The organism is Streptomyces sp. NPDC008137 (assembly GCF_042957035.1).
Lineage (GTDB): Bacteria > Actinomycetota > Actinomycetes > Streptomycetales > Streptomycetaceae > Streptomyces.
The window spans coordinates 202,054-224,630 of sequence record NZ_JBIBHN010000010.1; the positions used below are offsets into that span (position 1 = coordinate 202,054).

Here is a 22,577-nt window from a genome sequence, read left to right on the forward strand (position 1 = left end):
GTTATACGTTCCGAGCATGAGCTGGGAGATCATCCTTACTCCCGAGGTCCATGATTGGTTCCTCGGGCTCGACGACACCAGCGCGTCCTTGGTCCGTGACGCCGTCGAGTTGCTTGCGGATCATGGACCGACGCTGGGCCGATATCTCGAGACCCCGAGTGAGGAGATCGAATGAGCAAGCACTACCGGTGGGAGACCTCACTGGACGCCAGGCGCTCCGCGGATCCGGGGATCGACGCCGATGAACGCATCGCTGCGGCACGCACAGCGCGGGAAGCGGCCACCTTGGGACACCATCTGGCCGAACTCCGCCGACAGCGAGGTCTGACCCAGGCCGAGGTGGCGGAGAAGATGGGCGTCTCGCAGGTTCGCGTGTCGCACATGGAGAACGGTGACATCGACCGCATGCAGGTCGAATCCATTGCCGCCTACATCGCGGCCCTGGGCGGGCATTTGCGTCTGGTGGCCGACATCGGCGAGGTCAGCACGACGTTTGTCGACTACACAGATCTCCTCACGGCATGATCGGCGAGGCTCCGCCCACCCCCAAGCATGGGGGTGGGCGGAACCGTCGTCTCGATCGTGGAGCCGTCAGGCCTCAGCGGGGAAGGGCCTCTCCGCCCTTGAGGCACGTGACGAACGCGTCCCAGGCGGTGGCCGGGACGACGAGTGTGGGGCCGTGGGGGTTCTTGCTGTCGCGGACGGGGACGACGCCGGGGAAGTCCTCGGTGATCTCGACGCAATCGCCCCCGTTGGTGTTGCTGTAGCTGCTCCGGCGCCACCGGGCAGAGTTCAGCTCGGGGGTGTGCTGCATGGCTTGTAGTCCTCCATCGCGTCTCGGATCAGCTCCGCCGAGGCCGCGGGTGGGAGGGCGTTGGCGCGCAGCACCTCGTACTGCCGCCGCCACTTCTTCACCGACTCCCGGTCCTCGTAGAGGTGACCGACCTGGATGCCCTCTTCGTAGGCCATGACGGAACCCTTGGGAAGGGTCAGCAGGGTCAGGGCGCCGCCCATCAGTGAATGGGGACCCGCGTTGAAAGGCAGAACCTGGACCTTGCTGTCGGGAGTATCCACCTGTTCGAGTAGCAAGGCCAGTTGGTTGTACCAGCACTCTTTGCTGCCGACCCTGCGTCGGAGGACAGACTCTTCGATGATCGCCCAACGCAGGGGCGCTTGCTCCGACGTCAGCCGAGCCTGCCGGGACAGGCGGGCGTTGACGCGCTCCTCGATCTGCTCCCTGGGCAGGTCCTCCTGGCAGCTGAGCATCGCGCGGGCGTACTCCTGGGTCTGCAACAGCCCTGGCATGGCCTGCGCCACGTAGTTCTCGACGACCTCGGCCTGCGCCTCGAAGTCCATGAACCGCCGGTACTGATCCGGATGCGCCTCCCGCTTGGCCAGCTCGTACAGCCCGTGAAAGTGCTTGTCCGTGCCGAACGCCGCGTCCAGCCGGTCGGGAAGGTCCGGGGGAGGCATCAACTCGGCGGTCTCGATGCGGGCGAGGGTGCTCTTGCTGGAGTTCACGATGCTCGCCAGCTGTACGAGGGACAGCCCTGCGGCCTCGCGGTGACGGCGCTGCTCGGCGCCGAAGTAGTGACGGGCGGAGAGGTACGGGGTGAGGGTCTGTGGCTTGAACGTCATGGTCTGGCCTCTCGGCTGACGTTGAGGTCGCTGTGGATGTCCCGATCTCGGTCCCGGGACGCCGCGCTCCTGTCGAGAACACATGCCACAGCGCGACGATTGAGGCACACACGGTAATCACCGGTGTTCACGCCTGTCAGCGGAACGGCCCGAAAGGAGCGGTGGTAGATGATGCGCGACGGAACGGGTGCGCCCCTGAGGTTGCTGCCCTGGACCACTCCGGACGGACGTCCGTGTTACCTCAGCACGGACGACGACGGCAGCCGTCTCTCCCGCTTGGCCGATGAGTTGGAGGCCGAGCTGCTCGAATCGGCCGCGTACGTCCTCACCGCGGCCAGGTCACTCCTCGGCGAACCTGCTGTCGGCGGCAGAGAGTTGAGGTTCACGGGTGAACGACTCGCCGAGGCGCTCACGGACGCGCTGCGAATCGCGGAGAGCAGGGGAGCGCGGCTGTCGGGCGAATGAGCCGGGTGGGTGGTCAGAACTGCGGGGGCGGCGGGCGGAAGCGGGCTTTGCGCAGATGGGTGCCGGACTGCTGGTAGCGGAGGCTGAGAGGTTCCTGCCGGGGTACGTCGCGTGCCTCCGGGCCGATGAGGAAGTGTGCCTCGGCAATGCGCCCATCGCTGGTGTGCAACGTCGGCGGGCTCGCGCAACCGCCGAGATCCAGCATTATGCGAGCGGTGGCGTGGGCCTGCGGCCTGCGTGGAGAAGGCCCGCGTGGAGAAGGGGGACGCCGACCACAGCCGACGCCCCCCCTTCATACCCCGCTACGGGCCACGGGTTACGGCAGCGCCAGCATCCGCTCCAGCGCCAGCTTCGCGAACGCCTCCGTCTCCTTGTCCACCTCGATGCGGTTGACGAGGTTGCCCTCGGCCAGGGACTCCAGGGCCCAGACCAGGTGAGGGAGGTCGATGCGGTTCATGGTCGAGCAGAAGCAGACCGTCTTGTCGAGGAAGACGATCTCCTTGTCCTCGGATGCGAAACGGTTCGCCAGGCGGCGGACCAGGTTCAGCTCCGTGCCGATGGCCCACTTGGAGCCGGCCGGGGCGGCCTCCAGGGCCTTGATGATGTACTCCGTCGAGCCGACGTAGTCCGCCGCGGCCACGACCTCGTGCCGGCACTCGGGGTGGACCAGGACGTTCACGCCCGGGATGCGCTCGCGGACGTCGTTCACCGAGTCGAGGCTGAAGCGGCCGTGCACCGAGCAGTGGCCACGCCACAGGATCATCTTCGCGGCGCGCAGTTCCTCGGTCGTCAGGCCGCCGTTCGGCTTGTGCGGGTTGTAGAGGACGCAGTCCTCCAGGGACATGCCCATGTCCCGCACGGCGGTGTTGCGGCCGAGGTGCTGGTCGGGGAGGAAGAGCACCTTCTCGCCCTGCTCGAAGGCCCAGTCCAGGGCCCGTTTCGCGTTCGAGGAGGTGCAGATCGTGCCGCCGTGCTTGCCCGTGAACGCCTTGATGTCGGCGGACGAGTTCATGTACGAGACGGGCACGACCTGCTCGGCTATGCCGGCCTCGGTCAGCACGTCCCAGCACTCGGCGACCTGCTCGGCCGTCGCCATGTCGGCCATCGAGCAGCCGGCGGCGAGGTCGGGCAGGACGACCTTCTGGTCGTCGGACGTCAGGATGTCCGCGGACTCGGCCATGAAGTGCACGCCGCAGAAGACGATGTACTCGGCCTCCGGGCGGGCGGCCGCGTCCCGGGCCAGCTTGAACGAGTCACCCGTCACGTCGGCGAACTGGATGACCTCGTCGCGCTGGTAGTGGTGGCCGAGCACGAAGACCTTGTCCCCGAGCTTCTCCTTCGCCTTGCGGGCGCGCTCCACCAGGTCCGGGTCGGACGGCGAGGGCAGATCGCCTGGGCACTCCACGCCGCGCTCGCTCTTCGGGTCGGCCTCACGGCCGAGGAGCAGCAGGGCGAGGGGCGTCGGCTGAACGTCGAGCTCCTGGGGCTGGGCGGTGGTCACGACACGCACCCTTTCTCTTCCGCGACTTTTCGTCGATTTGACGCTATCTATCATAACCGCTTCACGTCACTTTGACGATGGCCATAGCGTCTGTGTGACGTGAATCCCGGTGAGTCGCCGTTCATTCCCGGGAAGACCCGGAAAGAGCCGTTTTCCGGTTCCCGGCACGTGTGCGAGCATGAAACGGAGCCGTAAAACGAGCGCCCGGCCCGGAATGAATCCGCGGCCCCGCCGGTTGCCACTGTCGGCAAGCAGTCTCCGTACAACCCGGGAGAGATGTAGATGTCCGTATCGGACGAGACCACCACCGTCAGCGACGGCATCATCCTGACCGACGCCGCCGCGGACAAGGTCAAGACCCTGCTCGACCAGGAAGGCCGCGACGACCTCGCGCTTCGCGTCGCCGTCCAGCCCGGCGGCTGCTCCGGCCTGCGCTACCAGCTCTTCTTCGACGAGCGTTCCCTCGACGGCGACGTCGAGAAGGACTTCGGCGGTGTGAAGGTCGTCACCGACCGCATGAGCGCCCCGTACCTGGGCGGTGCCACGATCGACTTCGTGGACACGATCGAGAAGCAGGGCTTCACGATCGACAACCCGAACGCGACCGGCTCCTGCGCCTGCGGCGACTCCTTCAGCTGAGCCTGCCGGGCCGCCACGGGCGGCAGCGGACATGACGAAGGCGGCGGCCCCCTCCGACGGGGCCGCCGCCTTCGTGCTCGCTATCCGCCCGGGTACTACCGCTCCCGCGTGGGGGGAGCCGGCAGCCGCGCGCCCTCACTGGCCAGCGGGACGCCCTTGCCGTCCGAGTCCACGACCGCACGGTCACCCAGCGGCTCGTCCAGGCGCACGGTCTCCTGGAACTGCTTCGCGATCATGATGCAGACCTTGTCCGGCCAGGAGGTCGAGGTCACCTCGACCGTCACCTCGTCGCCCTTCTCGCTCGCCTTCACGTCGTAGTCGGCACACACACCGCCCGTGAAGGTCACGGTCAGCTCGTCACCCTCGGCCCGGTAGCCGTCCACCTCCACGTCGCGCTGCTCGGGCGCCGACGTCGGCTTGTCGCTCGGCCCGCTCGGCTGGGCAGAGGTCAGATACTTCGGGTCGACCGCCGGGTACGTCACCGTGAACGGGTCCTTCACACCCGGCGCCGTCACCTCGAACAGCCAGGACGGCACCAGCGCCTGTCGGCCGTCCACGAAGTGCGAGGCCAGCCCGAACACCGCGTTCTCGACCGTGACCGAGTCCTGCTGCTTCTGCTCCGGAGAGCCGCTCGCCGACGATCCGCAGGGCTCCTCCAGCCGGTCCTTCAGCGGCACGGCGCTCGCGCAGCCGCCGATGCCCATCCGGTGGTCGCCCGTCGGCCGCTCCTCCATCAGTTCCAGCGCCTTCTTGGCGCTGACCACGGGGTACGTGTCCCCCTTCGCCGGCGCCCTCAGCTGACCGCTGCCGCCGACGACCACGCCTTCGGAGCCGACCGTGACCCCGGTGTTCCAGCCGTGCGTCGGCAGTCCGCCGACCTCGGGTGCGGCGTTCACCACCCGCTGGGCGCCCATGACCTGGCTCGCGTCGATCTTCGCGTCGTCCTGACCCAGCGCCTTCAGCACGGGCGCGGCGGCCTTCTCGGCCTCCGCCTCGCTCACCGGGGTGCCGCCGGACTGCGGAGCCGTGCAGGTGTCGGTGCCCTTGCAGTTGTCGGTGCCCGGGGCGTAGCGGTTGAACGTCCAGGCCCCCGGCGCCTGCTTGTTCACCTGGAGGCTCGGCCCCGAACCGTCCTGACCGGCCCCGACCTTCCAGGCCTCGCCCTGTGCCACCGGCGTCCCCTCGACCCCGAGGGCCTTGGCCAGCCGGGCCACGTCCTCCTCGGTGACCTCGCCCCGCGCCCGGTACACCGGGGCTTCCTCGGGGCCGTCCGGCAGCGTGCCGCCGAGCTTGTAGGTGGCGCCGTAGGGGTTGGGCTCACCGGGCGCGATGCCGTTGCCCTCGCCGGAGGTCGGTTCCGAGTATCCGTCGAGCGCGAGCGGCGGGGGAGTGTCGTCCCCGCCGGGCGCGCCGGACGTCTGCCCGCCCGACCCGTCGGCCACGTTGGTGGCGAGCCAGGCCCCGCCCCCGCCGATCAGCAGCACGGCGGCGGCGACGGAGGCGATGATCGCGGGCGTCCGGGGGCGCCCGCCGCCCGGGTGGACCAGGTTCTCCACGTCGCGGGGCAGGTCACCGTCCGGCACCTCGTCGGCTGCCGCGCCTGCCCGGTCCGGGGCCGAGCCGGCTTCGTCGACGCCGGTGCTCTCGGTGCCGACCTCGGGTTCCGGTGCGGATGCCGTCGGCTTCGCGTCCCCCCGGACGTCAGAGGCGTCGGTGGAGTCGGACGCGTCCTCGGAGGCGTCAGGGGCCTCAGGAACGTCAGAGGCCTCAGGGGCCGGGGCGGCCTCAGCCTCCGGGGCCTGCTCCGTCTCGGCGCCCCCGCCGCCCCCGCCGGCCTCACCGGACTCGGCGGACTCGGTGGCCTCCGCCCCGTCCCGGGCGTCCGTCGAGGCCACGTCCTCGGCGGACGCCGAACTCGCCTCCGTCTCGTCGCGCGCGTCCGCCGAACCCCGTTCACCGTCGGAGACGCCCCCGATGCCCCGGGCAGGGTCGGCGGCGGCTCCGGCGCCGCCCGCTTCCCTGGCGTCGTCGTCGTTGTCGGGTCGCTCGGTGTTCACCGCATCGCTCCTTCGGCTGCACAGCCGTCCCATGGGACCCGGACCGGTCACATATGGGGCGCTGGTGGGTCGTATCCCGCCTCCCCTTTACGGGGGACAGCGATGGGACGCAGCGGGGGAGCACACGGTTCCCGCGGGGGCCCGTTCAGTCCCCGTAGTCCGACATGGCGTCGAGCAGCCGGGCCGACGCCGGGGGTACGGTCACGCCGTGGATCAGGGCCGGGGAGACGGGCCGGGAGGCGATCCGGTCGGGAGCCGCCCAGTGGGGAGCCATCCGCGCCCCGTCACCCGGCAACGAGGCCAGATCGCCTTCGAGGTCGACCGGAACGGGTGTCTGGACCTTGAGGTTCGTCATAGCGGCACCGTAGGCACGCTCGAGCTCGTGGAGAAAGATCTACTATCGGGTAGTTTCGCTGCCTTCAGAGCTGCCCCGTCCACCCGATAGCGTGAAGTGTCAAGGCCCGCCTCCCTCAGGAGAATCCACGCCGTGCGCATCGCAGTCACCGGCTCCATCGCCACCGACCACCTCATGACCTTCCCCGGTCGCTTCGCCGACCAGTTCGTAGCGGACCAGCTGCACACGGTCTCGCTGTCGTTCCTGGTCGACAAGCTCGACGTCCGCCGCGGCGGCGTCGCCGCGAACATCGCGTTCGGCATGGGACAGCTCGGCACCCGGCCGATCCTGGTCGGCGCCGCGGGCGCGGACTTCGACGAGTACCGCGCCTGGCTCGACCGGCACGGCGTCGACACCGAGTCCGTCCGCATCTCCGACACGCTGCACACCGCCCGCTTCGTGTGCACGACCGACGCCGACCACAACCAGATCGGCTCCTTCTACACGGGCGCCATGAGCGAGGCCCGCCTCATCGAGCTGAAGACCGTCGCCGACCGGGTCGGCGGACTCGACCTGGTCTCCATCGGAGCGGACGACCCCGAGGCGATGCTCCGCCACACCGAGGAGTGCCGCTCCCGGTCCATCCCGTTCGCCGCCGACTTCTCCCAGCAGATCGCCCGGATGGACGGCGAGGAGATCCGCATCCTGCTGGACGGGGCGACGTACCTCTTCTCCAACGAGTACGAGAAGGGCCTCATCGAGACCAAGACCGGCTGGAGCGACGCGGAGATCCTCTCCCGGGTGGGCCACCGTGTGACCACCCTCGGCGCGCGCGGCGTCCGTATCGAGCGGGTCGGCGAGGACCCGATCGAGGTCGGCACTCCGGACGAGGAGCGCAAGGCCGACCCCACGGGCGTCGGCGACGCGTTCCGCGCGGGCTTCATGTCGGGCCTCGCGTGGGGTGTCTCCCTGGAGCGGGCCGCGCAGGTCGGCTGCATGCTGGCGACTCTCGTCATCGAGACGGTGGGGACGCAGGAGTATCAGCTGCGGCGGGGGCACTTCATGGAGCGGTTCACCAAGGCGTACGGGGATGAGGCGGCGACCGAGGTTCAGGGGCATCTGGCCTGACCGTTTGCCGAGTGCGGGTGCGTGGGGGCTGGTCGCGCAGTTCCCCGCGCCCCTGAATACAGGGCCTTCAGCTCACCCGGCGGACCGTGTACGCCGTGCCTCGGTCCGCCGGCTCCTCGCCCACGTACTCCTGGTTCCTCATCTCGCACCACGCCGGGATGTCCAAGCGGGCCGCCTCGTCGTCCGACAGGACCCGCACCAGGCCGCCCACCGGCACATCGCCGATGACCTTGGCCAGCTCGATGACCGGAATCGGGCACCTCTTGCCCAAAGAGTCCACGACAAGCACGTCGGCCTCCCGCACAACCGTCTCAGAGGGCGCCCCCAGCTTCTCCCGCACGGCCGCCACAGCCCGGGGCAGCACGGCGAGGAACCGCTCCACATCCTCCTCCGCCACCCCCAGCGGCAGCGAAACCCGCACATTCCCCTCGCTCAGCACGCCCATCGCCCGCAGCACATGGCTCGGTGTCAGCGTGCTGCTCGTACAGGACGATCCTGACGAGACGGAGAAACCCTCCCGGTCCAGCTCGTGCAGCAGCGCCTCTCCGTCGACGTAGAGGCAGGAGAAGGTGACGACCCCCGGCAGCCGGCGCACCGGATCCCCCACCACCTCCACGTCGGGCACCAGCTCAGGCACCCGGGCCCGGATCCGTTCCGTCAGCTCCCGCAGCCGCGCGGCCTCCCCGGCCGCCTCCGCCCGTACGGCCCGCAGCGAAGCCGCCGCGGCCACGATCGCCGGGATGTTCTCGAAACCGGCCGCCCGCCCCGACTCTCGCTCGTCCACCGGCCCTTGCGCCGAGAACCGCACACCCTTCCGTACGACGAGCAGCCCGACTCCCGACGGCCCGCCCCACTTGTGCGCACTGGCGGCGAGCAACGACCAGTCGCCCTCCACTCGCCCCCACCCCAGCGACTGCGCGGCGTCCACCAGCAACGGCACCCCGGCCGCCCGGCACACCTCGGCCACCTCGGCGACGGGCTGCTCGGTCCCCACCTCGTGATTGGCGGACTGCAGACAGGCCAGAGCCGTGTCCGCCCGCAGGGCGTCCCGATACGCCTCCGGACTCACCGCCCCACCCCGGTCGACCGTCACCTGGGTGACGGACCCCCCGTCCGCCTCATGCGCCTCGGCCGAATGGAGCACCGAAGAATGTTCGACCGCCGACACGATCAGGTGGCGCCCGACCCGCCGCCGCCCGGCCAACGCCCCCGCGATCCCCGTATGGACGGCACGCGTCCCGGACGAGGTGAACACCAGCTCGTCCACCCGGCACCCCACCGCCTCGGCGGCGGCCTCCCGAGCGGCGTCCAACAGCATCCGGGCCCGCCGCCCTTCCCTGTACAACCGCGCGGGATCCGCCCACCCCTCATCGAGGGAGGCCAGCAGAGCCTGCCGGGCAACAGAATGAAGCGGAGCAGCGGAAGCAGCATCGAAGTAGGCCACACAGCAACGCTAGAACGCCCAGCACGCAGACGTCCCTCAGGGGCGCGGGGAACTGCGCGAAGAACCACAAACCACCCGCAGCCGCCAATTCAGCGAACCCCTCGGGTGAGTAGGCACCCCTCCTAGAGAACCCCCGGAGGGCGTCGGCTAGGGTTTGGTCCGCATAAACATCCAAACCCCTGCCCGACGCAGGGCGGCGACCGACCAGCGAGAAGGCCAGGCCGCAGCCGATCCGCGCGGGCGAGACTCTCGGGAAGGCGCTACGTGAGTCCCAACGGCTCCGACCGCTCGCCGCGGCGCCCGATGCGGCGGAAGCTGCTGCAAGGCATGACCGCGGGCCTGGTCCTGGCGACAGCCACCGGTTGCTCGTACAACTGGGAAGACTTCCCCCGCCTTGGTATGCCCACCCCGACCACGGAAGAGGCTCCGCGGATCCTCTCCCTGTGGCAGGGGTCCTGGGCGGCTGCGCTCGCCGTCGGCGTGCTGGTGTGGGGTCTGATCCTGTGGAGTGCTTTCTTCCACCGGCGCAGCCGCACCAAGGTCGAAGTTCCCCCACAGACCCGGTACAACATGCCCATCGAGGCGCTGTACACCGTGGTTCCGCTCATCATCGTCTCGGTGCTGTTCTACTTCACCGCCCGTGACGAGTCCGAGCTGCTCAGCCTCAAGAAGAAGCCCGACGTCACGGTCAACGTGGTCGGCTTCCAGTGGAGCTGGTGCTTCAACTACATCGAGCCCGTCGCGGGTTCCACGGGTGACGCCAAGACCTCCAAGGACCTGGACGCGATCCCGGACCGGTTCAAGGAGGACTTCCCGGCCAACGCCGGCGGCGCCTACGACTGCGGTACCCCCGGTACGCGGAACCCGCAGACCAACAACCCCGGTCCGACGCTCTGGCTGCCCAAGGGCAAGACGGTCCGCTTCGTGCTGACCTCGCGTGACGTCATCCACTCCTTCTGGGTGGTGCCGTTCCTGATGAAGCAGGACGTCATCCCGGGCCACACCAACGCCTTCGAGGTGACCCCCAACAAGGAGGGCACCTTCCTGGGCAAGTGCGCCGAGCTCTGCGGCGTCGACCACTCTCGGATGCTGTTCAACGTGAAGGTCGTCTCCCCCGAGCGCTACGAGCAGCACCTCAAGGACCTCGTGGACAAGCAGCAGAACGGTTACGTTCCTGCCGGCATCGCGCAGACGAGCCACGAGAAGAACCGGGAGACGAACAACCTGTGAGCATCCTCAACGAACCCCAGGGTGCCGCGGCAGCAGGGTCCCATTACGCGGACGAGCTGCCGGTCAGGCGCCAGAACCGCGGCAGTGTCGTGGTCAAGTGGCTGACGACGACGGACCACAAGACGATCGGCACGCTGTATCTGGCGACGTCGTTCGCGTTCTTCGTCATCGGTGGCGTGATGGCGCTGTTCATGCGCGCCGAGCTGGCCCGGCCGGGTCTGCAGATCATGTCGAACGAGCAGTTCAACCAGGCGTTCACGATGCACGGCACGATCATGCTGCTGATGTTCGCGACGCCGCTGTTCGCCGGCTTCGCGAACTGGATCATGCCGCTGCAGATCGGCGCGCCGGACGTGGCGTTCCCGCGGCTGAACATGTTCGCCTACTGGCTGTACCTGTTCGGCTCGCTCATCGCGGTCGGCGGCTTCCTCACTCCGCAGGGCGCGGCCGACTTCGGCTGGTTCGCCTACAGCCCGCTCTCGGACGCGGTCCGCAGCCCGGGCATCGGCGCCGACATGTGGATCATGGGTCTGGCCTTCTCCGGCTTCGGCACGATCCTCGGCTCGGTCAACTTCATCACCACGATCATCTGCATGCGCGCCCCGGGCATGACGATGTTCCGCATGCCGATCTTCACCTGGAACGTGCTGCTGACCGGTGTGCTGGTCCTGCTCGCCTTCCCGGTCCTGGCCGCGGCCCTGTTCGCCCTGGAGGCGGACCGCAAGTTCGGCGCCCACATCTTCGACTCCGCCAACGGCGGCGCCTTGCTGTGGCAGCACCTCTTCTGGTTCTTCGGCCATCCAGAGGTGTACATCATCGCGTTGCCGTTCTTCGGTATCATCTCCGAGGTCATCCCGGTCTTCTCCCGTAAGCCGATGTTCGGTTACACGGGTCTGATCGGCGCGACCATCGCGATCGCGGGTCTGTCCGTGACGGTGTGGGCCCACCACATGTACGTCACCGGCGGTGTGCTGCTGCCGTTCTTCTCCTTCATGACCTTCCTGATCGCGGTACCGACCGGTGTGAAGTTCTTCAACTGGATCGGCACCATGTGGAAGGGCTCGTTGTCCTTCGAGACACCGATGCTCTGGGCGACCGGCTTCCTGATCACCTTCACCTTCGGTGGTCTGACCGGTGTCATCCTGGCCTCGCCGCCGATGGACTTCCACGTCTCCGACTCGTATTTCGTGGTGGCCCACTTCCACTACGTCGTCTTCGGCACCGTGGTCTTCGCGATGTTCTCCGGCTTCCACTTCTGGTGGCCGAAGTGGACCGGCAAGATGCTGGACGAGCGCCTCGGCAAGATCACCTTCTGGACGCTGTTCATCGGCTTCCACGGCACGTTCCTGGTCCAGCACTGGCTGGGTGCCGAGGGCATGCCGCGTCGTTACGCCGACTACCTGGCGGCCGACGGCTTCACCGCGCTGAACACGATCTCGACGATCAGCTCGTTCCTGCTCGGCATGTCGATCCTGCCGTTCTTCTACAACGTGTGGAAGACCGCCAAGTACGGCAAGCCCGTCGAGGTCGACGACCCGTGGGGCTACGGCCGCTCGCTGGAGTGGGCGACGTCCTGCCCGCCGCCGCGGCACAACTTCATCACCATGCCGCGGATCCGCAGCGAATCCCCGGCGTTCGACCTGCACCACCCGGAGATCGCCGCTCTCGACCAGCTCGAGAACGTGGGCCACGGTGACAAGGCCCTCGCCGGCGGCAAGGAGGCCGGCAAGTGAAGATCCAGGGCAAGATGTTCATGTGGCTGAGCGTCTTCGTGCTCGTCATGGCGGTCGTCTACGGCTACTGGTCGAAGGAGCCGGCCGGTACCACGGCCCTCTTCCTGGCCTTCGGCCTGTGCATCATGATCGGCTTCTACCTCGGCTTCACGGCCAAGCGGGTCGACGTCGGCGCACAGGACAACAAGGAGGCGGACGTCGCGGACGACGCCGGCGAGGTCGGGTTCTTCAGCCCGCACAGCTGGCAGCCGCTCTCCCTGGCGATCGGAGGCGCCCTCGCCTTCCTGTCGGTCGCCATCGGCTGGTGGCTGATGTACTTCTCGCTGCCGATCATCCTGGTCGGCATCTGGGGCTGGGTCTTCGAGTACTACCGCGGTGAGAACCGCACCCAGTAACACGCGCAGAGCGCCACAGGGGCCCGGACACTCCGAGAGGAGCGTCCGGGCCCCTGCCCGTTGCCGCAATACATGTCACTCGTACGAGTCTCTCGGCGTGCCGCTGTTGACGGGCCTTCCTAGCGTGAGGTCATGAGCCACACAGCGATAACCCGGCCCCGCACCGTCGTCAGTTGCACGCTGCTGGTGATAGCCCTCAGCGCGGGCGTCATCACCGCCTGCGGCTCCGACGGCAACCCCCTCGCCCACCGTCCCTACGACGCGGCGGACCAGATCTCCTTCAACGGCCCCGTGGGAGGCCGCGAGAAGGCCGACCCGGACAAGCCCCTGGAAGTGGTCGCCGAGGACTCCGACGGGCGGATCACGGACGTCACGGCCTACGACGCCACCGGACGCTACCTCGCGGGCGAACTCGCCGCCGACGGCAGCCGCTGGCACAGCACCGCGCCGCTCGCCGCCAACGCCGGGTACACGGTCCGGGTGAGCACCGAGGACGAGGACGGGGCGCCCGGCCGCAAGGTCCTCACCTTCGACACCGGCAAGCCCACCACCAAGAAGCGCCTGGACGTCGCTTTCGGCCCCAGGAAGGGCACCTACGGCGTCGGCCAGCCCGTCACCGCCGAACTGAGCCGGCCCGTCAAGGACAGGGCCCAGCGGGCCGTCGTCGAACGCGCGCTCAAGGTCACCTCCATACCCGCGGTGGACGGCGCCTGGCACTGGGTGGACGACAAGAAGCTCCACTACCGCCCGAAGGACTACTGGCCCGCACAGGCCACCATCCAGGTCCGCAGCAACCTGGAGGGCATCAAGATCGGCGACCGGCTGTGGGGCGGCGGCAAGGCCAAGCCGCTGACCCTCACCACCGCCGACAAGCTCATAGCCGTCACGGACGCCTCGGCCCACCAGATGACGGTCTACAAGAACGACGAGATCATCCGCCAGATACCCGTGACCACGGGTATGCCCGGCTACGACACCCGCAACGGCGTCAAGGTCGTCCTGGCCAAGGAAGGCACCGTCCGCATGACCAGCGCCAGCATCGGCGCCTCGGACTTCTACGACCTGATCGTCCACCACTCGGTCCGGGTCACCAACAGCGGCGAGTACGTCCACGCCGCCCCCTGGTCGGTCGGCTCCCAGGGAGCCGCCAACGTCAGCCACGGCTGCACCGGCATGAGCACCGAGAACGCCGCCTGGTTCTACGACACCGTCCGCGAGGGCGACATCGTCAAGGTCATCAACTCCGGCGGCGACACCATGACCCCCTTCGGCAACGGCTACGGCGACTGGAACCTCGACTGGCAGAAGTGGCGCACCGGCAGCGCCCTCCTGGGCGGCACCCCGGACGGCCCGGCAGCGGCCGACAGGGCCCGTCTACGTCCTCAGAGCGTCTAGACGCCCTCAGGGGCTCGTCCCTCAGGGACGCGGGGAACTGCGCGACAAGCCACAACCCACCCGCACCCGCCGCACAACCGGTCGAACCGAGCCCCTAGGCGTTCAAGGCATTCTTCTCCCGCAGCAGAGCAGCCAGGGCCGCAGCGAACTCCACCGGCTCCACCGGCAACGTCACAGCAGACTCCGCACGACTCCACGTCGCCAGCCACGCATCCTGCGGCCGCCCGATCAGCAACAGCACCGGCGGGCAGTCGAACACCTCGTCCTTGATCTGCCGGCAGACCCCCATGCCCCCCATCGGCACGGCCTCCCCGTCCAGCACACAGACATCGATCCCACCCCGGTCCAGCTCCCTGAGCACCGCGTCCGGAGTCGCACACTCCAGGAACTCCACCACAGGGACGTCCGGCGCCGGCCGCCGTCCCGTGGCGAGCCGCACCTGCTCGCGGGTGTTGGAGTCGTCGCTGTAGACCAGCACCGTGGCGGTCGGCTGCATTGTTCCTCCGTGACGTCAGCGTCGTAAGGACAGGCCCGATGGGCGGGATGCTACTCCCTTGAACACCACGTCAACACCGGTACGACAGGCGAAGACACTCCGAACGGCACCCCCCGGAGTGAGGGCGGGATAAGCGACCGACATAATGTCGGTCGTGGCGACAGCAACGACAGCAGAAACCGGGCACGCGCACCCGTCGGTCAACCGGCCGAACCTCACCAGCGTCGGAACCATCATCTGGTTGAGTTCCGAGCTGATGTTCTTCGCGGCCCTCTTCGCGATGTACTTCACCCTGCGATCGGTGACGGGTCCCGATCACTGGAAGGAGATGGCCGGCCATCTCAACTTCCCGTTCTCGGCGGCGAACACCACCATCCTGGTGCTCTCTTCCCTGACCTGCCAGCTCGGCGTCTTCGCCGCCGAGCGCGGTGATGTGAAGAAGCTCCGGATGTGGTTCATCGTCACCTTCGTGATGGGTGCGATCTTCATCGGCGGTCAGGTCCTCGAGTACACGGAGCTGGTCAAGGAGGCGGGCCTGTCCCTGTCCTCCGACCCCTACGGCTCGGTGTTCTACCTGACCACCGGCTTCCACGGCCTGCACGTGACGGGCGGCCTCATCGCCTTCCTGCTGGTCCTCGGCCGGACCTACGCGGCCAGCAGGTTCACCCACGAGCAGGCGACCGCCGCGATCGTCGTGTCCTACTACTGGCACTTCGTCGATGTCGTCTGGATCGGCCTCTTTGCCACGATCTACATGATCAAGTAACGCGGCCCGCATCCACGCGTGCTCCATGAAGCGCGCATCCCAGAAGCATCGACGCAGAAGATCCTGACACCGGGGTAATCCGTGAAAAAGCTCTCCGCACGACGACGCCACCCGCTGGCGGCGCTCGTCGTCCTACTCCTCGCGCTGGCATGCACCGGGGGGCTGTATGCCGTGTTCGCACCGACGAGCCCGGCGAAGGCCGACGAAACCGCCCAGTCCCTCACCATCGAGGAGGGCAAGAAGCTCTACGCCGTCGGCTGCGCCAGTTGCCACGGCACCGGCGGTCAGGGCACCTCCGACGGGCCGAGCCTGGTGGGTGTGGGCGCCGCGGCCGTCGACTTCCAGGTGGGCACCGGCCGGATGCCGGCCGCCACCTCGCAGGGCCCGCAGGTCCCGGCGAAGAAGAACATCTACTCGCAGGCCGAGATCGACCAGCTCGCGGCGTACATCGCCTCGCTGGGCGCCGGTCCGTCCATCCCGACGGAGGAGCAGTACGGCCCCGAGGGCGCCGACATCGCCGAGGGCGGTGAGCTGTTCCGCACCAACTGCGCGCAGTGCCACAACTTCACCGGCAAGGGCGGCGCGCTGACGCACGGCAAGTACGCGCCGACCCTCGAGGGCGTCTCCGCGAAGCACCTGTACGAGGCCATGCAGACCGGCCCGCAGAACATGCCGTCCTTCCCCGACACCACGCTGTCGGAGGAGAACAAGAAGGACATCATCGCTTACCTCGACGCGGTCAACAGCGACAAGACCGAGAGCCCCGGCGGCCTCGAGCTCGGCGGCCTCGGGCCGGTCAGCGAGGGCCTGTTCGGCTGGATCTTCGGTCTCGGCGGACTGATCGCCGTCGCCGTGTGGGTCGCCGCCCGGACCGCAAAGGCCAAGAAGTCATGAGTAGCCAAGACATTCCAGAAGAGAACCTGCCCGCCGAGCACGCGGGACGTGACCAGCACGGGCACGACGCGGTGAGCGTCCCGGACGACAAGCACCCGTTCGCCGACCCGGGCCTTCCTCCCCACGAGCACCGGATCCAGGACATCGACGAGCGGGCCGCCAAGCGGTCCGAGCGTTCGGTCGCTCTGCTGTTCACGGTGTCGATGCTGGCCACCGTCGCCTTCATCGCCTCGTTCGTGGCGATCCCGGTCGACAAGTCGGTCTTCATCTTCCCGCTGGGTCACATCAGCGCCCTGAACTTCGCGCTGGGCATGACGCTCGGCATCGCGCTGTTCTGCATCGGCGCGGGCGCCGTCCACTGGGCGCGCACCCTGATGTCCGACGTGGAGGTCGCCGACGAGCGGCACGCGATCGCGGCGACGCCCGAGGTCCGCGAGAAGGTCTTCGCGGACTTCAAGCAGGGCGCCAAGGAGTCCGCGCTCGGCCGCCGCAAGCTGATCCGCAACACCATGCTCGGCGCGCTCACGCTGGTGCCGCTCTCCGGTGTCGTGCTGCTGCGCGACCTCGGCCCGCTGCCCGGCACCAAGCTCCGCCACACGCTGTGGTCCAAGGGCAAGCTGCTCGTCAACATGAACACGAACGAGCCGCTGCGTCCGTCCGACGTCGCGGTCGGTTCGCTGACCTTCGCCAAGCCCGAGGGCCTGGAGGAGCACGACCACTCGTTCCAGAACGAGATCGCCAAGGCCGCCCTGATGATCGTCCGGATCCAGCCGGAGAACATCAAGGACAAGCGCGAGCTCGAGTGGTCGCACGAGGGCATCGTCGCGTACTCGAAGATCTGCACCCACGTCGGTTGCCCGATCTCCCTGTACGAGCAGCAGACGCACCACGTGCTCTGCCCGTGCCACCAGTCCACCTTCGACCTCTCCGACGGTGCCCGAGTGATCTTCGGTCCCGCCGGTCACGCCCTGCCGCAGCTCCGCATCGGCGTGAACGACGAGGGCTATCTTGAGGCGCTCGGCGACTTCGACGAGCCCGTCGGCCCTGCATTCTGGGAGCGCGGATGAGCACTGCACAAGAACGACGCAAGGCGCCCGCGGGTGAGCGGGTCGCCGACTGGGCCGACGGCCGCCTCGGGATCTACTCCCTGGCCAAGGCCAACATGCGCAAGATCTTCCCGGACCACTGGTCCTTCATGCTGGGCGAGATCTGCCTCTACAGCTTCATCATCATCATCCTCACGGGTGTGTACCTGACGCTGTTCTTCCACCCGTCGATGAACGAGGTGGAGTACCACGGCAGTTACGTCCCGCTCCAGGGGCAGCTGATGTCGGAGGCGTTCGCCTCCACGCTGGACATCAGCTTCGACGTCCGCGGCGGTCTGCTCATCCGGCAGATCCACCACTGGGCGGCGATCATCTTCCTCGCCGGCATGTTCGTGCACATGATGCGCGTCTTCTTCACCGGCGCGTTCCGCAAGCCGCGCGAGATCAACTGGATGTTCGGCTTCCTGCTGTTCGTCCTGGGCATGTTCACCGGTTTCACCGGCTACTCGCTCCCGGACGACCTGCTCTCCGGCACCGGTGTCCGCTTCACGCAGGGCGCGATCCTGTCCGTGCCGATCGTGGGCACGTACATCTCGATGTTCCTGTTCGGCGGGGAGTTCCCGGGCACCGACTTCGTCGCCCGGTTCTACTCGATCCACATCCTGCTGCTGCCGGGCATCATGCTCGGGCTCGTGGTCGGCCACCTGATCCTGGTCTTCTACCACAAGCACACCCAGTTCGCGGGTCCCGGACGGACCAACAAGAACGTCGTCGGCATGCCGCTGCTGCCGGTCTACATGGCCAAGGCCGGAGGCTTCTTCTTCCTGGTCTTCGGTGTCATCTCGGCCCTCGCCGGCATCGCGACGATCAACCCGATCTGGGTCCTGGGCCCCTACCGTCCCGACCAGGTGTCGACCGGTGCCCAGCCCGACTGGTACATGGGCTTCGCCGAGGGCCTGATCCGCGCGATGCCGGGCTGGGAGGTCAACTTCTGGGGCCACACACTGGTCCTGGGCGTGTTCATCCCGCTGGTGCTCTTCGGCCTCTTCCTCGGGATCATCGCCCTCTACCCGTTCATCGAGTCGTGGGTCACCGGGGACAAGCGCGAGCACCACATCCTGGACCGGCCGCGCAACGCCCCGACCCGTACCGGTGTGGGTGTCGCCTGGGTCACCGGCTACATCATCATGCTGATCGGCGGTGGCAACGACATCGTCGCCACGCACTTCCATCTGTCGATCAACGCGGTCACCTGGTTCGTCCGGATCGGGTTCTTCGTCGGACCGGTCCTCGCGTTCATCGTCACCAAGCGCATCTGCCTCGGCCTGCAGCGCCGGGACAAGGAGAAGGTGCTGCACGGCCGCGAGTCGGGCATCATCAAGCGCCTGCCGCACGGTGAGTTCATCGAGGTGCACGAGCCGCTCAGCCAGGAGCAGATGTACACGCTCACCGCGCACGAGCAGTACCAGCCGGCCGAGATCGGTCCGACGACCGACGAGAACGGCGTCGAGCGCAAGGTGAAGGGCTCCGAGAAGCTGCGCGCCAAGCTCAGCGAGTCCTACTACGGCGAGGGCGCCCAGATCCCCAAGCCCACCGCCGAGGAGTACCGGGAGATCACGAGCGGCCACGGCCACCACTGATCGCTGCTTCGCCACGCCACGCAAAGGGCCTCGTCCGGTGTTCGGACGGGGCCCTTCGCGGTGCCCGGGGCTGGATAGGGTGGGGACCACGGCTTTTACGTGACGTACGACGACCCAGGAGCGGCTGATGAGCGCTGTGACCCCCGCTGGAGGCGACACCGCGGCGGGCCGCTCCTGGCCCGCCCTGCTGAACGGCCTGCTGGACGGCAGGCACCTGAGCGCGGACGACACCGCCTGGGCGATGGACCGGGTCATGCGCGGCGAGGCGACCGAGGCGCAGATCGCGGGCTTCGTGGTGGCCCTGCGGGCCAAGGGCGAGACCGTCGAGGAGATCAACGGCCTGGTCCGGACGATGTACGCGCACGCGAACGTGATCGAGGTGCCCGGGGCGACGGTCGACATCGTCGGCACGGGCGGTGACGGCGCCAAGACGGTCAACATCTCCACGATGTCCTCGATCGTCGTCGCCGGCACGGGCGCGAAGGTCGTCAAGCACGGCAACCGGGCCGCGTCCTCCGCGTCCGGGGCCTCCGACGTGCTGGAGAAGCTCGGCGTCAATCTGGAGCTGCCCCTGCACCGGGTCGCGGAGGTCGCCGAGGAGGCCGGGATCACCTTCTGCTTCGCGGTGAAGTTTCACCCGGCGCTGCGTCACGCGGGCGCGGCCCGCGGCCAGCTGGGCATCCGTACGGTGTTCAACGCGCTCGGCCCGCTGACCAACCCGGCCCGGGTGCGTTCCCAGGCCGTCGGTGTGGCGGACCCGCGCATGGCACCGATCGTCGCGGGCGTCTTCGCCGAGCGCGGCAACTCCTCCCTGGTCTTCCGGGGCGACGACGGTCTGGACGAGCTGACCACCACGGCCACGTCCCGGGTGTGGACCGTCCGGGACGGCAAGGTCACCGAGGAGCCCTTCGACCCGCGCGACGTGGGCCTCGAACTGGTCCCCGTGGAGGCCCTGCGCGGCGCCGACGCCTCCTACAACGCCGAGGTCGCCCGCCGTCTGCTGGAGGGCGAGACCGGGCCCGTCCGCGACGCGGTCCTGCTGAACTCGGCGGCCGCGCTGGTGGCCCTGGAGCCGACGGGGGCGCCGCTGGCCGAGCAGATCCGCGCCGGGATGGCGAAGGCGGCGGAGTCGATCGACTCGGGGGCGGCGAAGCGGACCCTGGAGCGCTGGGTGGCGGCCAGCAACGCGTAACCGAGGTGCGCGCGGTCCCGCGATGCGGACACGAGTTGCGGGACCGCGATCACTTCACGTACTTTCCTGATCAGGTCATGAGTGACAGTCATGAGGCCCCGGCCGACTGTCCGGCAACCCTCCGTCCGTGGCGGGGTGCCCCGGGTGAAGACCGGGCCGCAGGCAGCGAGGTCTGTGGCAAGCGCGTGACGAGGAGTTTCTCGTGAACCAGCGAATGCGATAGGGCCGCAGAGCCCCGCCTCCGCACCCCCTTCTTCCTTCACCCCCGCTTGAGCCGTACGTGCTCGCGGGCGGATTCGACCTGCCTTCACGGGAGTTCCGTCATGTCCGTCTCCACCGCTGCCGCCGCCCCGTCCGTCTGTGCCTCGCTGCCCGTTCTCGGCCGGGATGTCACCGTGCCGCTCGTGACCGGGGGCGAGGTCACCTACGCCGCTCTCGACTACGCCGCCAGCGCCCCGGCGCTCCAGCGCGTCTGGGACGATGTCGCCGCCTACGCGCCGTACTACGGCAGCGTCCACCGCGGTGCCGGGTACCTGTCCCAGCTGTCGACCGACCTCTTCGAGAACGCCCGGCGGACCGTCGCGGAGTTCCTGGACTGCCGGGACGGTGACCAGGTGGTGTTCACCCGGTCCACCACCGACTCCCTGAACCTCCTCGCCGCCGCGCTCCCGGACGGCTGCCAGGTCTACGTCTTCGAGACCGAGCACCACGCCTCCCTGCTGCCGTGGCGGAACGCCCACGTCACCTACCTCGACGCCCCGAGCAGCCCCCGCCAGGCCGTCGAGACCCTGGAGCGCGCACTCGCCGACCGCACTGTGTCGATCGAGGGGGGCTACGGCCCGGCCCTCGTCTGCGTCACCGGCGCCTCGAACGTCACCGGCGAGCTGTGGCCCGTACGGGAACTCGCCGCCGCCGCGCACGCCCACGGCGCCCGGATCGTGCTGGACGCCGCCCAGCTGGCCCCGCACCACCCGGTGTCCGTCGCGGACCTCGACGTCGACTGGGTCGCCTTCTCCGGGCACAAGCTGTACGCGCCCTTCGGCTCCGGCGTCCTGGCCGGCCGGGCCGACTGGCTGCGGGACGCCGACCCCTACCTCGCGGGCGGCGGTGCCTCGCGCAAGGTGGCGCGGCGCACGGACGGGGGCGTCGACGTGGAGTGGCACGAGAGTGCCGCCCGCCACGAGGCCGGCTCCCCGAACGTCATCGGCGCCTACTCCATCGCCTCCGCCTGCACGGCGCTCACCGAGGCCGGGTTCGACAACCTGGTCGCCCGTGAGCGGTACCTGATCGAGAAGGTGCGTACGGGCCTCGCCGAGGTGCCGGAGGTGCGGATCCTCTCCCTCTTCGGCGACGAGGCCCCGCGCGTCGGTGTCATCTCCTTCGTCGTCGAGGGCTGGAACAGCTCCCACTTCGCCGCCGCCCTCTCCGCCGAGTACGGCATCGGGGTGCGGGACGGTCTGTTCTGCGCCCATCCCCTCCTGCGGACCCTGCTGGGCAGCGACCCGCAGACCCAGGGCGAGTGCGGCGCACCGGAGGCGGCTCCCGGCGAGAAGTCCCTCAACGCCATCCGGGTGAGCTTCGGCGCGGGCACGCCCGACGAGCACGTCGAGCGGTTCGTGAACGCCGTCAAGGAACTGGTCCAGGACGGCGCGCGGTGGAACTACCGTACGGAGGACGGCCGTTGCGTCCCGGACACCTCCGCGTGAGCCGGTAGCCGGGCGCCCAGCAAAATCATCCGCAGGGCGCGTTCGGTCGCGTCCGTGAGGAGTTCGGAGGCCCGGATCAAGGCCTCCGCCAGGGCCATCGGCGCCGGCGGGATGCCGCTGCACGCGTCCACGCCCGGCACCTCGTGCGCGCCCTCGCCGAGGGTGCCCGCGAGGGCCAGGACCGGGCGGCCGTGGAGCTTGGCCCGGCGGGCCACCTCGGGCGGGACCTTGCCGCGCGGTGTCTGGTGGTCCAGGACGCCGTCCGCGGTGACGACCAGGTCGGCGCGGGCCAGCCGGGCGTCCAGGTCGAGATGGTCCAGCAGCACGTCGAAGCGGGGGAGGAGCCGGGCGGCGAGACCGGCTCCCAGACCGCCGGAGACTCCCGTGCCGGGACCGGAGCGGAGGTCGGTGTCCGGGACGGCGACGTCGCGGGTGAGGACGCCCAGTTCTCCAGTGCGGCCGACAGTTCCTCGACCTGGGGAGGTGTCGCGCCCTTCTGCGGGCCGAAGACCCGGGCGACGCCCCGCTCGCCGCACAGCACGTTGTACGGGTGGGTGTGCCGCTGTCCAGCTCCACCTGCTGGGACGGGACCTTCGGCGACTGGGGGCTGTCCGCGAGGGCGTAGCTGGTCGCCGCGATGCCCAGCGGGGTCAGCACGACCGCGAAGAGGGCGGCCATACGACGGGAGAATCCCATGTGCCCGATCCTGCGGACGCCACCCGCGGCGGATGATGAACCCCGGATGAAGAACTCTTCATCCGGAGCCGGGTCGCGCCCGCGAGCCCTAGGGCCTGTCGTTTGGATCACGGCGCAGGGAATCGGCAGCACTTCTTCGACGCCGGTGAGCGGGGCCTGGTGCGTGCAGCTGCAAGGCGGAG

The 22,577-nt window shown here is 68.9% G+C and carries 22 protein-coding genes, 1 pseudogene and 1 riboswitch; of the genes and pseudogenes, 15 read left to right on the forward strand and 8 right to left on the reverse strand.

What is annotated here, in order from left to right:
* Nucleotides 1-16 precede the first annotated feature (16 nt).
* Both ACFZBT_RS19355 and ACFZBT_RS19360 read left to right on the forward strand, forming a co-directional pair.
* Complete coding sequence (locus ACFZBT_RS19355; protein ID WP_391104900.1) at nt 17-175, forward strand: hypothetical protein; 159 nt, start codon at nt 17-19, stop codon at nt 173-175.
* The gene (locus ACFZBT_RS19360; protein WP_391104902.1) at nt 172-525 is read left to right on the forward strand and encodes a helix-turn-helix domain-containing protein; all 354 of its coding nucleotides are present in this window, start codon (nt 172-174) and stop codon (nt 523-525) included. Before ACFZBT_RS19355 ends, ACFZBT_RS19360 begins: the two co-directional genes overlap by 4 nt.
* Before the next feature lie 73 nt (nt 526-598).
* Here the strand turns inward: ACFZBT_RS19360 and ACFZBT_RS19365 are convergent, their stop codons facing one another.
* Together ACFZBT_RS19365 and ACFZBT_RS19370 are read right to left on the reverse strand one after the other, a co-directional pair.
* Nucleotides 599-814, reverse strand: coding sequence for a DUF397 domain-containing protein (locus ACFZBT_RS19365; protein WP_391104904.1), 216 nt, complete (start codon nt 812-814; stop codon nt 599-601).
* The gene (locus ACFZBT_RS19370; protein WP_391104906.1) at nt 793-1,638 is read right to left on the reverse strand and encodes a Scr1 family TA system antitoxin-like transcriptional regulator; all 846 of its coding nucleotides are present in this window, start codon (nt 1,636-1,638) and stop codon (nt 793-795) included. The genes ACFZBT_RS19365 and ACFZBT_RS19370 overlap by 22 nt, the downstream gene beginning before the upstream one ends.
* 168 nt (nt 1,639-1,806) lie before the next feature.
* Here ACFZBT_RS19370 and ACFZBT_RS19375 point away from each other — a divergent pair, with 168 nt between their 5' ends.
* Nucleotides 1,807-2,103: a hypothetical protein gene (locus tag ACFZBT_RS19375; protein ID WP_391104908.1), complete on the forward strand. Its 297-nt coding sequence runs from the start codon at nt 1,807-1,809 to the stop codon at nt 2,101-2,103.
* A gap of 316 nt (nt 2,104-2,419) precedes the next feature.
* Here ACFZBT_RS19375 and nadA read toward each other — a convergent pair whose 3' ends face one another.
* Nucleotides 2,420-3,604 carry a quinolinate synthase NadA gene (nadA, locus tag ACFZBT_RS19380; RefSeq protein WP_391104910.1) on the reverse strand — a complete coding sequence of 395 codons (1,185 nt, stop codon included), beginning with the start codon at nt 3,602-3,604 and terminating at the stop codon, nt 2,420-2,422.
* A 282-nt stretch (nt 3,605-3,886) separates the two neighbouring features.
* On the opposite strand from nadA, the gene ACFZBT_RS19385 reads away from it, so the two are divergent.
* A complete protein-coding gene (locus ACFZBT_RS19385) occupies nt 3,887-4,243 on the forward strand; it encodes an iron-sulfur cluster assembly accessory protein (RefSeq protein WP_003989692.1) in 357 nt (118 codons plus the stop codon).
* 95 nt (nt 4,244-4,338) lie between these two features.
* Here the strand turns inward: ACFZBT_RS19385 and ACFZBT_RS19390 are convergent, their stop codons facing one another.
* Nucleotides 4,339-6,300: a hypothetical protein gene (locus ACFZBT_RS19390; protein ID WP_391104913.1), complete on the reverse strand. Its 1,962-nt coding sequence runs from the start codon at nt 6,298-6,300 to the stop codon at nt 4,339-4,341.
* A 145-nt stretch (nt 6,301-6,445) separates the two neighbouring features.
* Nucleotides 6,446-6,655 carry a hypothetical protein gene (locus ACFZBT_RS19395; protein WP_193483837.1) on the reverse strand — a complete coding sequence of 70 codons (210 nt, stop codon included), beginning with the start codon at nt 6,653-6,655 and terminating at the stop codon, nt 6,446-6,448.
* Nucleotides 6,656-6,787: 132 nt separating this feature from the next.
* Here ACFZBT_RS19395 and ACFZBT_RS19400 point away from each other — a divergent pair, with 132 nt between their 5' ends.
* A complete protein-coding gene (locus ACFZBT_RS19400) occupies nt 6,788-7,762 on the forward strand; it encodes a PfkB family carbohydrate kinase (RefSeq protein WP_391104915.1) in 975 nt (324 codons plus the stop codon).
* Between the two features lie 67 nt (nt 7,763-7,829).
* Here ACFZBT_RS19400 and ACFZBT_RS19405 read toward each other — a convergent pair whose 3' ends face one another.
* Complete coding sequence (locus ACFZBT_RS19405) at nt 7,830-9,206, reverse strand: aminotransferase class V-fold PLP-dependent enzyme (RefSeq protein ID WP_391104917.1); 1,377 nt, start codon at nt 9,204-9,206, stop codon at nt 7,830-7,832.
* Between the two features lie 264 nt (nt 9,207-9,470).
* Between ACFZBT_RS19405 and coxB the strand changes: the two genes are divergently transcribed.
* From coxB to ACFZBT_RS19425, 4 genes are all read left to right on the forward strand, one after another.
* A complete protein-coding gene (gene coxB, locus ACFZBT_RS19410; RefSeq protein ID WP_391104919.1) occupies nt 9,471-10,436 on the forward strand; it encodes a cytochrome c oxidase subunit II in 966 nt (321 codons plus the stop codon).
* Nucleotides 10,433-12,169: a cytochrome c oxidase subunit I gene (ctaD, locus tag ACFZBT_RS19415; RefSeq protein ID WP_391104921.1), complete on the forward strand. Its 1,737-nt coding sequence runs from the start codon at nt 10,433-10,435 to the stop codon at nt 12,167-12,169. The genes coxB and ctaD overlap by 4 nt, the downstream gene beginning before the upstream one ends.
* Entirely contained in the window at nt 12,166-12,564 is a 399-nt protein-coding gene (locus ACFZBT_RS19420) for a cytochrome c oxidase subunit 4 (protein ID WP_391104923.1), read from the forward strand. The genes ctaD and ACFZBT_RS19420 overlap by 4 nt, the downstream gene beginning before the upstream one ends.
* Nucleotides 12,565-12,696: 132 nt before the next feature.
* Nucleotides 12,697-13,959 carry an Ig-like domain-containing protein gene (locus tag ACFZBT_RS19425; RefSeq protein WP_391104925.1) on the forward strand — a complete coding sequence of 421 codons (1,263 nt, stop codon included), beginning with the start codon at nt 12,697-12,699 and terminating at the stop codon, nt 13,957-13,959.
* Nucleotides 13,960-14,053: 94 nt separating this feature from the next.
* On the opposite strand, the gene ACFZBT_RS19430 is transcribed toward ACFZBT_RS19425, so the two are convergent.
* Entirely contained in the window at nt 14,054-14,455 is a 402-nt protein-coding gene (locus tag ACFZBT_RS19430) for a hypothetical protein (RefSeq protein ID WP_391104927.1), read from the reverse strand.
* A 145-nt stretch (nt 14,456-14,600) separates the two neighbouring features.
* On the opposite strand from ACFZBT_RS19430, the gene ACFZBT_RS19435 reads away from it, so the two are divergent.
* The 6 genes from ACFZBT_RS19435 (at nt 14,601) to ACFZBT_RS19460 (ending at nt 21,699) form a co-directional block, all read left to right on the forward strand.
* Nucleotides 14,601-15,221, forward strand: a complete 621-nt coding sequence (locus ACFZBT_RS19435) for a heme-copper oxidase subunit III (protein ID WP_328338040.1) — start codon at nt 14,601-14,603, stop codon at nt 15,219-15,221.
* 81 nt (nt 15,222-15,302) lie between these two features.
* Nucleotides 15,303-16,115, forward strand: a complete 813-nt coding sequence (locus ACFZBT_RS19440) for a c-type cytochrome (RefSeq protein ID WP_391104930.1) — start codon at nt 15,303-15,305, stop codon at nt 16,113-16,115.
* Nucleotides 16,112-17,182: a Rieske 2Fe-2S domain-containing protein gene (locus ACFZBT_RS19445; RefSeq protein ID WP_391104932.1), complete on the forward strand. Its 1,071-nt coding sequence runs from the start codon at nt 16,112-16,114 to the stop codon at nt 17,180-17,182. The genes ACFZBT_RS19440 and ACFZBT_RS19445 overlap by 4 nt, the downstream gene beginning before the upstream one ends.
* Nucleotides 17,179-18,801 (forward strand): cytochrome b N-terminal domain-containing protein, encoded by a 1,623-nt coding sequence (locus tag ACFZBT_RS19450; RefSeq protein ID WP_391104934.1) that lies wholly within the window; start codon nt 17,179-17,181, stop codon nt 18,799-18,801. Before ACFZBT_RS19445 ends, ACFZBT_RS19450 begins: the two co-directional genes overlap by 4 nt.
* A gap of 127 nt (nt 18,802-18,928) precedes the next feature.
* Nucleotides 18,929-19,993, forward strand: a complete 1,065-nt coding sequence (trpD, locus tag ACFZBT_RS19455; RefSeq protein ID WP_391104936.1) for an anthranilate phosphoribosyltransferase — start codon at nt 18,929-18,931, stop codon at nt 19,991-19,993.
* 73 nt (nt 19,994-20,066) lie between these two features.
* A riboswitch (SAM riboswitch) is annotated at nt 20,067-20,183 on the forward strand.
* A 133-nt stretch (nt 20,184-20,316) separates the two neighbouring features.
* The gene (locus ACFZBT_RS19460; protein WP_391104938.1) at nt 20,317-21,699 is read left to right on the forward strand and encodes an aminotransferase class V-fold PLP-dependent enzyme; all 1,383 of its coding nucleotides are present in this window, start codon (nt 20,317-20,319) and stop codon (nt 21,697-21,699) included.
* Here the strand turns inward: ACFZBT_RS19460 and ACFZBT_RS19465 are convergent.
* Nucleotides 21,654-22,252: pseudogene (locus ACFZBT_RS19465) on the reverse strand (glycerate kinase); the annotation flags it as partial. The gene ACFZBT_RS19460 and the pseudogene ACFZBT_RS19465 sit on opposite strands and share 46 nt — an antisense overlap.
* Nucleotides 22,253-22,577 lie beyond the last annotated feature (325 nt).